General features: G+C 54.1%; 10 protein-coding genes. 2 read left to right on the forward strand and 8 right to left on the reverse strand.

Features of this window, described 5'->3' with window-relative positions:
• Nucleotides 1-73: 73 nt before the first annotated feature.
• The 6 genes from BMX55_RS12490 to BMX55_RS12515 all read right to left on the reverse strand — a co-directional run bounded on the left by BMX55_RS12490 (nt 74) and on the right by BMX55_RS12515 (nt 8079).
• Nucleotides 74-1507 carry an SMODS domain-containing nucleotidyltransferase gene (locus BMX55_RS12490; RefSeq protein WP_091458211.1) on the reverse strand — a complete coding sequence of 478 codons (1434 nt, stop codon included), beginning with the start codon at nt 1505-1507 and terminating at the stop codon, nt 74-76.
• The gene (locus BMX55_RS12495; RefSeq protein WP_091458213.1) at nt 1504-2430 is read right to left on the reverse strand and encodes an S-4TM family putative pore-forming effector; all 927 of its coding nucleotides are present in this window, start codon (nt 2428-2430) and stop codon (nt 1504-1506) included. The genes BMX55_RS12490 and BMX55_RS12495 overlap by 4 nt, the downstream gene beginning before the upstream one ends.
• A gap of 199 nt (nt 2431-2629) precedes the next feature.
• Nucleotides 2630-4444: a TniQ family protein gene (locus BMX55_RS12500; RefSeq protein WP_091458215.1), complete on the reverse strand. Its 1815-nt coding sequence runs from the start codon at nt 4442-4444 to the stop codon at nt 2630-2632.
• Between the two features lie 31 nt (nt 4445-4475).
• Nucleotides 4476-5426 carry an ATP-binding protein gene (locus BMX55_RS12505; RefSeq protein ID WP_091458216.1) on the reverse strand — a complete coding sequence of 317 codons (951 nt, stop codon included), beginning with the start codon at nt 5424-5426 and terminating at the stop codon, nt 4476-4478.
• Entirely contained in the window at nt 5423-7408 is a 1986-nt protein-coding gene (locus BMX55_RS12510) for a DDE-type integrase/transposase/recombinase (protein WP_091458218.1), read from the reverse strand. Before BMX55_RS12510 ends, BMX55_RS12505 begins: the two co-directional genes overlap by 4 nt.
• A complete protein-coding gene (locus tag BMX55_RS12515) occupies nt 7405-8079 on the reverse strand; it encodes a TnsA endonuclease N-terminal domain-containing protein (protein ID WP_177172902.1) in 675 nt (224 codons plus the stop codon). The genes BMX55_RS12510 and BMX55_RS12515 overlap by 4 nt, the downstream gene beginning before the upstream one ends.
• A gap of 314 nt (nt 8080-8393) precedes the next feature.
• On the opposite strand from BMX55_RS12515, the gene BMX55_RS12520 reads away from it, so the two are divergent.
• Entirely contained in the window at nt 8394-8708 is a 315-nt protein-coding gene (locus BMX55_RS12520) for a DUF6471 domain-containing protein (protein ID WP_281242840.1), read from the forward strand.
• A gap of 500 nt (nt 8709-9208) precedes the next feature.
• On the opposite strand, the gene BMX55_RS12525 is transcribed toward BMX55_RS12520, so the two are convergent.
• Nucleotides 9209-10081, reverse strand: coding sequence for a GIY-YIG nuclease family protein (locus BMX55_RS12525; RefSeq protein ID WP_177172903.1), 873 nt, complete (start codon nt 10079-10081; stop codon nt 9209-9211).
• Nucleotides 10082-10322: 241 nt separating this feature from the next.
• Nucleotides 10323-11219, reverse strand: coding sequence for a hypothetical protein (locus tag BMX55_RS12530; protein WP_091458225.1), 897 nt, complete (start codon nt 11217-11219; stop codon nt 10323-10325).
• A gap of 1195 nt (nt 11220-12414) precedes the next feature.
• Here BMX55_RS12530 and BMX55_RS12535 point away from each other — a divergent pair.
• Nucleotides 12415-14409 (forward strand): hypothetical protein, encoded by a 1995-nt coding sequence (locus BMX55_RS12535; protein ID WP_091458227.1) that lies wholly within the window; start codon nt 12415-12417, stop codon nt 14407-14409.
• Nucleotides 14410-14883 lie beyond the last annotated feature (474 nt).

Genomic DNA, 14883 nt, shown 5'->3' on the forward strand with positions numbered 1-14883 from the left:
GGTTTAGACCAGTTGACCGTTAACTTGTGTAGGTTCTGGTGTTCGCCCGGTTGGGTATGTTTGGCACTTCGAATTACTCAATGACGACGTAAAAAGGCTCAGACTGTCCCACCAGTCGGTTGTCCCGTTTGCGAATTAGGAAGGCCTCGACGAAGTGAACTCCTCGGTATTCCAAGCGCTCGGAGCGGCTTGTGCCTTCGTCCGACGGGTAGAACTCGCCGCGAAGCGCACCCGCCTTAGACGCAACCTTATCCGTGTTCGTCACCCGCCACTGAACCTTGTAGTCGTCTGTGAAAGGAACGCCATGTTTTCCTGTCGCAGTGAATCGCACCCAGTAATTTGGTTGCAGCGCTTCAGCGGACTTGATAGCTCGTATTGTGGTTCCATATTGCCCTGTGCGCAAAACGGCCGACACTAGAACGGTGTGCTGGTCCGCAGCCTTCCTCCATGTTGGCCGACGCACATGTGGAAGTTGGCGAAGCTTGGCAGGGACTGCTGCAGCGCCAAGAGTCTTAACTAGCTCAACCAAGTCCCGGAAGTGCCCGCTGACCACAAGTGCTCCGCTGGATGAGTCCTCGCCAACCCGCTCTGCGGCCTGCTTCGCTTCGCCAGCGGCAAAGTTTTCACCGAAGACACGTTGCCACTTTCCGATGCTTTCGTCCCGGTCTTGCTCAGCAAAAGCATCATCAATCCAGCCCCTGTACAGATTGACCTTGTCGCGGAAGTTTGAGTACTGTGTTTGGTCCCAGCCGCCCGCTTGGTCTTCCTGCGGCAGCTTTGGATTTGGCACTGTTGGAACGCTTTGCCTCGCTTGGAGCCAGTCGTCCAAACGGCCGACGAGCGTTTTAAGCGTCGTTGACAGGTCAGCGAACTGCGCGCTGCCACGGTCGCTTTCGTAGACCTGCAGACCCATCAAGGTTGTGAGCAGGAACGACGGGCAAGTGAAGTTGCCCTTAATATCGCGCATGTACTTCAATAGCCGCGTGACCTTCTTAAGGTCATCCCCACCGGCGACACCGTTCTTGTCTTTCACCCATTTGGTGTAAGCCTCAGGAGCAGAGGCTTCGAACTGGTTAGTGACACGATTGCAGACCTCGTACTGACCTGCGTAAAGTCGATTGACAACACAAGGTGCAACATCAATCTTGCGCTCGCCCGCGTACTCAATCGTGGCGCAGTGTGAGAAGCGACGTACCTTCTCCTCATAAGCAGGAAGGCGCCCAAGCTTGGTTGCAAGCTCGTTAACGTAGTCCTTGGGCATCCAGCCTTCCTTGGCCTCAACGAACACCAGGAGGTCGGCATCAAATGGCTGTCCCGACTGCGGCTTGATGATGGTTTCGTGGGCCCAAGAACCCTGCGGAGCAAACGAAATAATCTTGGGGCCCCAACCAAGTGCTCGTACCGCATTTTCGACGGCAACGATGCTGTCCTGTAGAAGCCGCAACCGCGTGGCATTCAGATTCACATGGTCATTGAGGAATGCCTTGAAATGTTCATGCAATTTCATTGGGCCTCCGCCACGTTCATTTTCTGTTCCGCTTCGGCAACAAGCCTCTCGACTGCATGGCGAGTTTGGTCTTCTTCGTTATTTCGAAGTTTGTTGTAGAGCCAATCGAAAACCAGCGGATTGCTCGCACGATGCCGATAAATGGCATCTTGCAAAGCACGTGATGCAGTGGTCAGCTCCGTGGACGAGGCTCCAGAAAGTGCCTTGTCCCACACCTTTTCTACCTCTGACTTCAGCGTGGTCAGCGTCTCAATGGTGTCGTTCTGCTTGCGGTGCTCACGGAGTACATAGGCAACCAATGGCAAGACTGGCAAACACAGTGTCAAGATGAGGTCATTGAGATTGAGGCCCTGATATATGCCAACAAAAACCAAAGTCACCGATATGACACCAGCTGCCCCGATTAGGATTGCTACGTACTTTCTGCGAATGCGCATGTCATACGCGAGGTTGGTACGCTGGCAAATTAGCCGACCGAGCTGAACAGGAAGCCGGGAGACATCAACTTCGTACCAGTTCTGCAAGCGCTTTCGCTCTGAGTCAGACATTTCTGTAGTAGTTATCGCTCGCACTTCTTCTGCATCGACCCGGCGACCGGCCACAAGCTGATTCCAGTCAAGCTTCAGAACCTCGGTGTCGAACTGCTCCTGAACCTTCGCCCCTCGTTTGCAATCTTCTTTCTGCAGACGCGCGACAACTCCCACTTCCAGAAGCAAGACCACTATCGAGCCGAAGCCCAGATAAGGTCGAATCTCGGGATGGCTGGCACCGAAAATTACTCCCATCAGGGGAAGCACCAGTGCTAGCAAAGTGAACCAAGCTTGGTACTGTTTCGCACGGGCATAGAACAGTCTTTGGGCACGCAGTAGAACCAGCCGTTCAGGCTTGTTCTGCTCAACGTTGATTTGATGTGTGTTGTTCACTATGATTTGTTAATCTGGTTAATTGGTCTTGTTAAGCAGTGTTCAGCGAGTTAGTCCGATAATAGATGTTCAGGCCCAGCGTGTGGGCTGCGGGTCGGGGTAGTCAACGGGATTGGTAGCAGCATCGAGACCTTGATTTCCGTCTACGGTGCCCATAAGGTCCTCTAGGCTGCTCAGGAATACTGAGGTGGAGGCAAGGTCACCGCCGCCCGGCAGAGGCTTTCAATGCCAGTCGTGTCAGGTCGGAGAGTCTAACCAGAGCGCCGCGTTGCAATCCGTTGGGTAGTAGCTTAGCCCCCACCAACTCGATGTCCAATTGCTCCATGAGAGCGGAGGACTTACTGCCGATGTTCTTTGCTAGCTCGGCTAGAGGAATGTACTGCTGTGAAAAATGCAGCAAGTGTTCTGGTGTCACCACCCTACACGGCTGTCCTCTGAGCATGATGCTTTCGGATTCCAGTAGGCCCAATTCAATCCAGTGGTTGATACTCTCCCACTTCCAGCCGGTCTTCTTGCTTAGCTGGTTGACTGCCAGCCCGTTTTCCAGAACTGGAGTCCCAAAGTATTGCTTGACCTCGGCCAGTCTGAATTGCAGCTTGCCCACCTGTTTGGCAGTGGCGGTAGGCAGCAATTCACCAGCGTAAATGGCCTTCATCGCTGACTGAATCGCGGTTTTGTCTCCCATGCGGCGACTGGTGAGTTCGCAAAACGCTGTCAGCTCTTCATCTTTGGCGGGTCGAACACCATGGCTTTGCAGTTTACTCACCAGAGCATCCACTGAAGGGCGGCTCACGGGCCCTGACTTGAACGGGTCATCACGCCAATGCGGGTCTGTGGTCACAAGCTCCGCTGTAGCCATGTGTTCAAACACACTGGCCGGTACTCCAAGTAACTGGCACGCCTCGAACCGACTCATCCATTGTCCGCGTGCTGCCTGGATGCGTTCGACTTCCGACACAGGAATTTCATAGACTAGGCCCCGGGTACCATAACGTTTGGTGCGATAGGTCAGCAAATCTTGGTTGATGAGTTTCAGCAGGCTGTCCCGACTCACACCAGTCTGGCTGGATACCTGCTTGAGTAACAAGTGCGTGATGCCATGCGCGGTGCTTGCAGCAGCCGTGTCTAGACCGATGACTCCATTAAATTTCGAAGCTGCCACTCGGAGCAAGGTATCCATAAATGGGCGCAGTGGCCCGCTGGTCGTCAGCGGCTTAAGTTGCTGATACCACCTCCCTAACAAACTGTTAAGGGTGCGCGCCTGGGAATTGCCTACAGCGATACGCTCTTTCACATGCGTCTCAAATCCACATGGCCAGTGGGTGAGCAAGCGCTCAAGAGGATGCAGAAATTCGATAGCTTCTCTGATGGTGCCCGCCGAAGCGGCATTTCGGGGAGGTGTAGCCGCTAGTGGGTCGTTGAACAGGCAAAGGGTTCGAACCAATTTGGTCAAATCCATGATGTCCACACCTGAAATGAATGGGCCATCCCCGCACTCAGGTGCGCTGCCATCTTCAGCGAGCAGTCTCGCCAACCACCGTTGCCCATGCGTTGCAGGCTGAGTGACATGCTCACACAGGTTCTGACCACACGGACATCGGTCAATATGCTCCCGGGTTGTAGAGAGAAGCTCACCACAAGACCCGCAACGGTCTACAAGCTGCACGCCGTGTTTATGGCAGGCTACAGCGTAGCCATGTTCCCAATGGTCGCGCAAATAAACCGACTCCTTAAAGCACAACGGGCACACAGCGTCATGTTGATTGCGATGTAGGCCACGCCAGCGCCGGGCACGTTGCTCTTGTTGTGCAGCGGTTGCCGTCCACTGCTCATCCAAGCCTAAGGCCTCAGCCATGTACTGTGGTTGACCGAGTAAGCCCGAGCGAGAGGGTGAAACCTGCGCCATTTTGGCAAGTTCTTTCCAATGCCAAAGGGCATTAGATTCGGCCAGGCGGCGGTAGTACCCCAGCGATGACTCCCTATCCAAGGGCCCAAAAATAATGGCAAGTTGCATGTAAATTCTTTGATGTATTGGTCAAATTTCTTTAAGGGCGTAGTGCCATGCCACTGAACTCCAGCACGTGGGCATGTGCTTGATTGAGCTCAATGGCCGTGACTACCTCACACACAAATGGCGGGCAGTGTGGATGGGCCCCGCTTTCAATGGCTTGGGCAGCGCGAGCACAGTCCGCAAAGGTCAGCGCACGGGGTTTTTCGTAGGTTATTTGGCTGGCCAGTTCCTGCATAAACCGGCTAAGCACGCCCACGAGCCCGCCGCATAGCAAGTAGCAGTTCTTGACCAAGCTATCGAAGTCCACATGAATCGGCCAACCCGCTTCGCTAAACAGCATCGCGTAGGTTCGAACGCATGACGAGAAGTCCTGCTGCTCTTGTTCTGATTTGAAGTTGTAGGGCCGAAACTCCCGTCTGGCGGAAGCGCGCAGCCTAAGCTGCTCGTTGCTCTCGAAAAGACGTTGAAGCCGTGGAACGCCAAACATAATCAGCGTGACCCCCAACTGTTCGTATACGTCCTTAAACCAATCGCCAGAGGCGCGTGGCGGCACCCGCGAACCAGGTTCCACCAAGTGACTGGCCTCTTCCCACAGCAACACCTTAGTCTTTGCCAGACGCAATTGGTCCGCCATCCGGTTGAACATCACCCCAGATGTCAAACCTCGTTGCGGCAGCGGAACATCCAATGCACTGAGCACACTGATGGGCAGCAGTTTGGAAGAAATCGACGACGACACAGGCACCGTCAGCACTGGTACATGGCGGGCGTTGCCAATGCGCTGTGCTGGGTACTCGCTGGCCAGGGCGTTGAGCAGCATGGACTTGCCGACTCTGGACGGGCCGACGACCCAATCGACGCGGGGAGCTAAGCCTGCTAGGGTGTCGTCAATACGGCGTTTCAGTGCCGTGTAGTGTTCAACAAAGAAATGGTGCGGCAGCTCGCAGTTTTCGATACGGCGACGCAGGTTAAGGGCGCTGTTCATAGGATGGTTTTTCTGGTTTTCCGGTCCAGCACGGGCAGGGTCGGAATGTCCCCCGCACTGAGGGTGGTGTTGGTACTGTCTGCGCCAGATGCTGCAGTAGGGGTTGGCAGCGGGTTATTCCGGGCGCGGTTTAATGCACTGGTTTCCTTACTGCGACGGGCAGTTTCCCGTGACTCTTCGACGGATTTCTTCGAGGGTTTGCTGGCTTTCGCGGATGTTTCGGTTGAGCGCAGGAAGAGGTCACGACGGAAGGCTGTGACTTGCGCGATTTCCTCGGGTGTACGACCTGCGGCTTCTTGCACCATCTTCTTGGCTTGAGCAAACGAATAAGCGGGTGTCGTTTCATCTACATCGTGGTTGATGAGTTCCACCAGCTCCCCATCGGGGCCATCCTGTATGTAGATGCGACGGAAGTCTTCTGGGTCCACTAATATCTCGATGGATTCTTCCCCGTACTTCTTGAGGAGGTAGGGGATGGGTGGGCCCTGGAAGGAGTAGCCTTCGTAGGTAATGCCCGTCTTGCGCGATAGCCCCCTGACCGTGCGTTCGTAAAGGGTCATCTGCCAATCGCGAATGCTCGGTGGCAATGGCAACGGAACTTCATGTTCCTGCGTGATGGTGCGCCAGCGCTGGGCTGGTGTGTTGCCTAAATGGGTGGTCTCCGTGAATATGGAGCGCACATGCCTTTTAAGTTCGGTGTTGGCCCATTCTTCGTAGTACCAACGCACAATCCAGTGCTCGAACTCCTCAAGGCTCATCGGTAAATCCTCAAGCTCTTCCGGTTTGCGCTGCCCATCTACCCCGTCAAAGCGAGTGCACCCAGGCAGGGTCTCCAGAGCCTCTTTCAAAGACCGATTCAGGCGCTCGATGTACGGCTTGCCTTGGGCGTGGCGGGCTTTGCAATGCTTAGGGTCAATGCCCAAATGGGTGAGCTTTTGCATACGCTCGCCTTTGGTTTCCGGGCCGTTATCGAATACCAAAAGAGAAGGCGTTCCATAACAATCCAACGCACAGTCCACCCCTAATGCAGCAAAGCGCTCCTTCTTTGAAAACAGGATGCTTTGCACGCACCTAAGGCTGTCGGAGACAGTCGGTGAGCCAACCACCAAATGCCAGCCCACGGGCATGCCGGTATAGCAGTCGATGGCATGCACCAAGTGAATGGATGTGGAATGACCATCCGGTGTTTGCAGCCTCCAGGGCAAGTGCAAGGCGTCTTGTTCGACGCGCATGAGCGGAGCCGATACGCGAATGGGATGTTTGGCAATCGATTTAGCCGCAGCCGCGGTTCTGGGGTCCATGCGTTCGAGTTGCGGGTCAGATGTCAGATTGCTCAAAATGCGGCGCACATATTTCTTACTGACTTGTTCGTCAACAGGGATGAGTCGCTCGTCATGCAAGAGTTGGTTGGCCAGCTTCAGCACACCGGTCAGACTCCAGCGCGAGAGCGGTTGCAGTAAGTGGTGTTCAACCACCCGTGTCACCACTGATTCGACTTGCTCGGAGTGGCGTGGACTGCGATTGCCTTTGTTGCTGTTGCTAAAAAGAAGTGGCAAACCTTGTCGATGCCGGTTCAGATGGCGGTAGACCGTGGCCAGCGAGGGGAAAATATGGCCAATTTCCGGGTGCTTATCGTGTTCGGCTTTCAGGTCTGAATAGGCCTGCCGAAAGCTGGTGTGCTTGCTTCTTGCGTATTCTTGTAACCGCCTCGTGATGTCCAATGCGGCAGCGAGTTCGTCTTGCTGTCGCGGGTCAAGCCGGTAGTGGCTTGCTTTCTCTGGGGCACCCGTGCGCTGAACGGTGATGGTTCCAGCCGCGATATCCTGACGCAGCTGTTCGTACTCGACGTAAACATCCATGTTCTGGCGCAGGTCAAGCAACTTGATGCGACCGGCAAGAGGCATCGGGTCAATCACAAGCTGGGTGACATCGCCGCTGCGTTTATCAAAGAGCTTGTCACCCTTGAGCAAATGCTGTGTCATGTGCCTAGACCCCAAAGCAGCTGCAGGTGGTCTAAACTGCCGAATGCCGGCTCGGCAGGTGCATCTCCCCGAATCTGGTACGCGGTCAAATCCATGCTCAAAGTACCAAATGCCAGCAGCACGGGTGCCATGCGGGTGCTCACAGCCAGTCCTGTGCAGAACTCCGACATGGTGTGAGCCCCCTGCTGCGCTAGCTGTTCCACTTCACGGTAAACATCTGTTTGAGGCATGAGGTCTTTGCGCAGCGTGGCCTGGTGCAATAGCGGGACGTTCAGTCGCAGTGGATGTTTGGGTGATATCGGCACGACTACACGCATGAACTCATAGCCGTGGTCCCAGAGGATGGCTTGGGCCAGTTCGAGCTTTTGCTGGTAGGCGGCATCGCCGAGATAACCATCAAGCTTGACTTCCACCACACGTTGTCTGCCGCCGCTGAGTTGCACCAGAAAGTCCGGAGTGAAGAGCTTCGGGCCTGGCCTGTCTTTGTGCTTGGCTTTAGCTTGCTGGCGTTGCTCCCCAGTTCTCAAAATGGCGTGGTCTATCAAATCAACGACAAAAGGCTGCGATTGGTAGCCGACTACGCTGGGGTCCATACCCAGCATGTGGGAAGTCAAGCGCTCGGCCTCTTGCTCGACCACCATCAGCCCTTGTGACTTCTGACCAAAGGTCAAAAAGGACTCCTTCCCGTAGGAAGGTGCTACACGACGCGCCCCGGTATCGACCCTGGAAAGGCTAGGGCGCTTCCCATACTGTTGGTTCATTGCTGACCCCTTCAATCAAGCTCTGGTTTATGTTCTCGACCCCATGGGCTTGGTACCCACGGAAAACGCCTGCACTCAGGGCAGGCTCGGGGGTATAGGTAAGAGGTACGATAGGGTGTCAAAAATGACACCTTCCAGGTTTTAGGGGCGAAATGCTGCTGCCCTGCTGTCGTAGGACGGACGCGCCACCATGGCGGACAATCAACTAAGAGAGGAAACGGGCGATGACAACCACAGCCAAGTTGAAACAGACCTGGCAGGGGTATGCCCGAGGGTTGCTTCAAGACGCTCTGCTGGAGCGCAACATGACGTATCGGCAGCTGTCTGAGCTGCTGCAACAGACCTATGGGATGGCTATTGCCTGGAAGGTCTTGGGCCGCAAAATTGGCAGAGGAACCTTTGATGCTGGGTTCTTTTTTGCCGTGATGGCCGCACTGAAAGTCCACCGCATTGACATGGCCGGGGCCCCAAGCTGTGGGGGCACCTTGGATTTCGCACCGGGGCAAGACCGCAAGCAGCAGACTTGGATTGCGAATTGACACCCGGCCAACCGGGCCAGGTTGGCGTTTGCTGCTGAGTCCAGATACTGCATCCATCGCTCACCCCTTTCATAAAAAGGGGCCACCCACCCAAGAAGAGCGTGATGAGACGAAATGTCAGTTCAAAACATCCGTAAGTCGGATGCGATGATTCTACTGACAGTAGCAAACCACCCACAAGCCCTTAAGAAGGGCACCTGCCTTCTTTGCCCGTGGCATGAATCAGGACGACGGGAGCAAAACAAACACCGACTTGACAGCCTGCCAAGGCGGCATCAAGCAACCGCTCTCTCTCGGATGACATCCAGAACTTGAACAATCTGCGTCACTTTGGCGGGAGGAAAGATACCCAGGGGGCCTTGTGCACTGACTTTCAGGTGGGTTCCACATTGCCGGAGACATGCGCGACATACGGCATAGAAGCACGGTGGCATTCAGCTCTGCCTGAATACCGCAAGTAGACGACACAGGTCGGACTCTGTGGTCTGCCTATCGGCAACCTATGCTTTAGCCTTCACCTCACGAATGTAGTCACCTAGAGACTTGCCCTGACTACCTTTCCACCAATCCGCGTTACTGATGGCTCCTCGCGCAACAGCAGCAGCTGCGGAGCCAGACGAAAAGAACTGGTCTTTTGTGAATATCCAACCTCCTGCTGTTTGTGCGATGACGTTTGATTCACATAGCTGTCGACGAAGAGCTGCATAACTGGGGGCATCCAGCTCGAAGCGTTCTGCCACAGGGTCTGCCACACGGCTGCCCTTTTTGATGACGACACCGCCTTCAACAACCTCGAGCGCGGCATCAGCATTGCGGGCTGTTAGCTTGAACTGCAAGCCTTTAGGGATGCTTGAATAGAGCGCCGCGCGCTTCCCGGTACTACCTACGCTGGCTTCATCCCCCTGTGCAGAGGCTTCAGCATCTTCCTGTGCCTCATCGGTGTCTTCGTCTTCAGAAAGCTGCCAGAAACCGAGCAAAGGAAGCATCAGGAGGATTTCATGGAGAAAGTTTTCAGTAAAGGCCGTGTCTTCTTCCGAAAGCGCTGGCACAGTTGGCTGATTGACATTGTCCAACGGTACCCGGTTAGCGTACTTGGCCAACGAAATAAGACGGGACTCTAAGTGCTGGACATGGGCTTTGTTTAGACGCCCTCCCTCTGCCGTGAAGAAAACGCCTTTCCTCCAAAAATCTTTGTGCTTGACATGCGAGTCGATTCGGTCGCCGACAGGGTCACCCTCACCGATGTACATGCGCTTGCTGCCAACCAAGAGGTAGACCCCTGGCTGCTGGTACTCCTTACGACCTTTGACCTCTCCGGCAAGCGAACGAGGAAAGATGACGGCTCGTCCTGGCCAGTCATCGCGGGATGCCACCAAGATACCATCTGGTGCCCCGGAAGGTGAAAACAATCGAATCGAAAACGGCCTCATCCTACACTCCACAGTCTTGTACAACGTTCACCGGAACGAGTGTAAGAGCTGTCTGGCCATGAAAGCATGAAGCATAAAAAGCTTCATGCCAATCTCAGGGGAAATGGTGTTGGTGGCTCTAAGTTATGTTAGCCACTCTAAACAGCCTCTGTACGAGGGTGTTTTCATTTCTACCATCAATCCTTCAATTCGCCCGACTTGCCTTCAATGCCATATCTTCCTTGATAAGTTCTTTCATAGCGTCAAGAACTTCCCGGCCCATAGTTCCCGACAAATATTGAGGGCAATCGTAGGAGAGTCCTTTTCGAGTCATGCCCAAATAGACTTTGCATTTCTCAGAAAACGTTCCATTGTCATCAAAGTATCTATCCTCAATCTTGATGACGACAGAAGTGGAGCCATAACCCTCAATAATGAACATAGGAGATTTATCTGCTACCCAACTTGTTACGACAAATTGTCCACCTTCCCGAACTTCGGAGACACTTTCTTCCCAAACCCCAGTTTGTTTTGCCATACGATTTGATTGTTCTATTTTCCGTTGAGGATTTCCCATTTGCATTCCACCGTCCCGAAGCTCTCGGAATAGAGCATGGTGGATTGAAATGGTGATTTCCTCAATAGCTCTTTTCACGAAGTAATAGTTTTCCGATTTGAGTTTTTTTAACTTCTCGCGGTCCATCAACATCCGTTGAGCGTTGACCATGTCGCCATCACCGTTGCCCGCAGGTGGGCCGCTCAGTGCATTGATGACCACCATGGAATCTTCCATGGCCTTGGCCCGGTCGGCGTAGGCTTTTTTCCAGTGGGCCGTGTTCTTGTAGTCGCCCAGGAAGTTTTCGATGCACCGCATCTGACCTTGAAGACCTTCCAAGGCTTCAATACTTGGAGGTTCGATGCTGATGGTGCGGGCCGTGCATCCGGCCAGCGTCTCTTTTTCCTTCTCTTCGGGGGAAGGCGTTGGAGGTGTCGGCGCAGCAGTTTTTTGGGCTACTGATGACGGTACATCTGTGTTTTTTTCACCGCAGGCAGTCAGCAGGGCCAGGGAGGCAACTGCGACGGACAAGACCCCAATCTTCATGTAAAGCTCCCAGTTAGTAGGGTTATCTTAGCCGATGCTTCACAAAGAGAAACACCCTCCGATGAGGGTGTTCACTGGGGCCTATCCTGAGCTAAGACCTAACGGCTATCCGGAATAAGTGGTTGAAACAGTAGAACTTTCATACACTCGAAAACCGGAATAAACGGTTTAAATGATAGGGCACGAGAGTACTGGAGCCAATCTCTGGTGGGAAAAACAGCGAGTTTTATTTACAGCTTGCCATTGAGCATTTTGGGTACCAGCACGTTCTTGGGTTGTGCTGTGTCATGGTCTATCCCGCCCACGGAATATGGCTATCAAGGAAAAGCGGCTGGCACCTGTTAGAGAGAATACACAGACATTCCCCTCAGCAATCGATAGCGCTGTCCTGATATGCATCGAGTGCGAGGAGCGTTTCCACCAGCACGGCAGAGGCTGCTACAACCACATTCCAACCGAATAATCCGAATAGCCCTTCAGAACCTGGGTAAACTGAGACCCCTCAGCCTCTACCAAATATCCCGCATCGGATACTATGCCAGATGGGGCTTCGCCCCCTCACTTCGTGAGCCTCCCCCTTGACCTCAGCTGCTTAAAGCCTCAATCAAGTACTTTCCTACAATATGCATTGCATTTAATCTGAATACCTAGTAGCACACCTTTGGTGCTTCTTGCCTCTTGCAGCCCTTAGGCTCATCCATTCTTTTACACTTAGTAGCATATTGATGGCATTGTGGTGAGGATGAGCCCAGCCATCCTGCAGTCAATAATCTGCAAGAAGCCTTCAGACCCATCCCCGCTTTTTCAACTGGCACTGCGGAGCCGGCATCGCCCGCCAGCCTTTTCGTCTTCGGAGTGCTAGCTTCGCCGCTCCGCCCTGATTCTCAAGACTATCCCACAGTCCAGGGTTATCCCTTGGCCGCTGTCGTTATCAAACCCGACCAGCCAAGCGGCAACCTTCATTTCTGAAGTTTGCCCTATGTATAGCCAAGTTTCTCTCCCATAACTGCCCTTGAACAGCAAAATTCATACGCATAACCAATAAAAGTAGCTTTCTGCCAAAAATAAGGAACTGGATAGAGCCAAAAACCCAAAGTTTGAAGCTATACGCTGAACGCCTCCTACTACATTGAAACCAGCTGGGTTGATGGTGGGCGGTGGTCATAAACCGTAGCTCAACTATTTTGATAGCTCTATGTTCTCATTAATTTTCGCCATCATCTCGATAGGCTTGGTGGTGGCCCTTGCGGCCGGCACCATGTACTACCTCTCCGTTTCCTCCGACAAGCACGCCAAAGAAGCCGCAGCCGCCGGCCTGCTGACCCAAGGCGAGCAAATTGTCGCGGCTATCGACATGCGGTCGGTCACGGTCGAAGGGGATTTGACCAATCTCCAGCAGTTGGTGGCGCGCAACTACCTCAGCTCCATGCCCACTCCGGCCACTGGCACCTATGCCGAGGGGCTGGTGGCCAAAGACAGCGACTGGTGGCTGCTAGCCCCGGGGATGTTGCCCGCCGTGATGCTGCAAAACAAGCTCGATGCCGAAACCTGCTTGGCTGTCAATCGCAAGCTGGGACTCGAAGGCGTCAAGTCCAAGCCCGATGCCGGGAGGCGTATTCAATGCTTTGGCGATGCTGCACCCTACACCCTTTTGCTCAATCCCAGCGCCAAGCCCGATGTGTTAGAGCCGGCGATTGAGTCGTGGAACCGGTGTGTTGCCGACCCTACCAGTCCTGGCTGCACGCCCACCACCACGCCAGAGCCCTTCTGCGTAGCCAACCCGACCGATGCCGCCTGTACGACTAGCACGTCGACTCCGGTGTGCGTTGCAGACCCTACCAATGCCCTGTGCGTCACGCCCACCGACCCGAGTAAATCGTTCTGTGAGCTCCATCCTGCAGATGCTGTGTGCAAAACCACAGGGGGTGGTGACCAGCAGCCCCTGTGCGTTGTCGAGCCCACTAATGCGCTGTGCCTCGTGCCCCCTGACACTACGCCCTTCTGCGTAGCGAACCCGACCAATGCGGCCTGTACGATAAGCACGTCGACTCCGGTGTGCGTTGCTGACCCTGCCAATGCCCTGTGCGTCACGCCCACCGACCCGAGTAAATCGTTCTGTGAGCTCCATCCTGCAGATGCTGTGTGCAAAACCACAGGGGGTGGTGACACGCAGCCCCTGTGTGTTGTCGAGCCCACTAATGCGCTGTGCCTCGTGCCCCCAAACGCTACGCCCTTCTGTGAGCTAAATCCTGTGCATACCGCCTGCACTACCCAGACCACAACGCCCCTGTGCGTTGCCGAGCCCAGCAACCCGTACTGTACCAACCCGGCTGTTACGCCATCAGGTGCCGAGCCAGCCCTGCCATTCTTCTTGCCGACCGGAGCCAAAATGCTACCCGCTCCAGCGCTCAGCGGTGGGCCAGACTCCTGCGTCCCCGTGGTGAAAGACGCCAATGGGGGCTACGTTATCAAATCCAGCTGCAACGCCAGCTGGTGCCAGAACGCCGTAGATGGCGGGTCTTGGAAAATTATCGGCACCGAAGCCTCCGGCCTGTACGGGTGCAATCCTGCGGGAGTTATCGTCCCCGACGAAAGCGGCTTATGCACGCCAAAAGATGCGCTAGACCTACTTTACGCAAACCCCGAGCTTAGATTCCAACCTGAAATGCGGGATTGGCTCTATTCTTCGAGAATATACTGGCTTCAAGATGCGGGAGTGTGGATTTATACTGATGGCTTGTCGGTGGAAGTAATTACGGTAGACGGGAGTTATTTAACTCAGAGAACTGAAATTACCGTCAATGCAAGCGAACTGTTTAATTTTTACGGCTATCCGGTTACATACGAACCCCTAACCAACTTAAACAGTTTTAGCTATTACCTCCTTAAAGGAGAGCAGCCTGCAAAGTTACTAAACACCCTTCCGCCGGCTACCTGCAAACCTAGGCCAATTCAAACAAAAAACTTCTGTTCGCCAGCTATGGTTGCCGGTATCGTTTGGTATTCGCAGACATTCGACAGCTACGCCAATCTACAAGCCTCTCCTGGTATTATTAGATTACTTCAAGATTCTGGAATTCCGCTAGGAGACGACCCAGACACTTTCGTAAGTCAGGTATTAGCCAGCGGAGCGCTAGCGTATCTGATACTCGATAACCTACCCGATAATTCTTGCATACCAAATTGGTAGTTCGAAATATACCTGTCACCTTTATTTTAGGTGACAGGTACCCTAGGGATTATTCCAAAGATTTGGCAGTTTTGCATGCAACCTAAAAATCAATTAGCGGACGACGTAAACCGTCAGGACTTGAGCCGTCGGTCGAGCTCGGACTGCGCGAATTCGGATTGATAGTAAGGCGGTAGGTGCCCCCTAAACTGAGAAAAAGCTCCCCATGCCTTGAGTGAGTTAGCCCCTGAGGCCAGTGCCCCCAGCGACCACGCGTCAACGATGACAGGCTCAAGGCCGATTTCACGCAGATATGGTCACACTTGCCCTCTGTCGCAGGCTGCTTTGGCAAACCGACTTATCCACAGAAAAGCTGTGCCCAGGGAAAGTTATCCACGCATATTCGGTCACGCTTCCCCATGGCGGGGGCTACTTTGGCACCGGTTGGCGCACTGGCTAGCATGGGGAACTCGGTTCCAGCCGCCCCAGGACCAA

The organism is Giesbergeria anulus, from assembly GCF_900111115.1.
Lineage (GTDB): Bacteria > Pseudomonadota > Gammaproteobacteria > Burkholderiales > Burkholderiaceae_C > Simplicispira > Simplicispira anulus.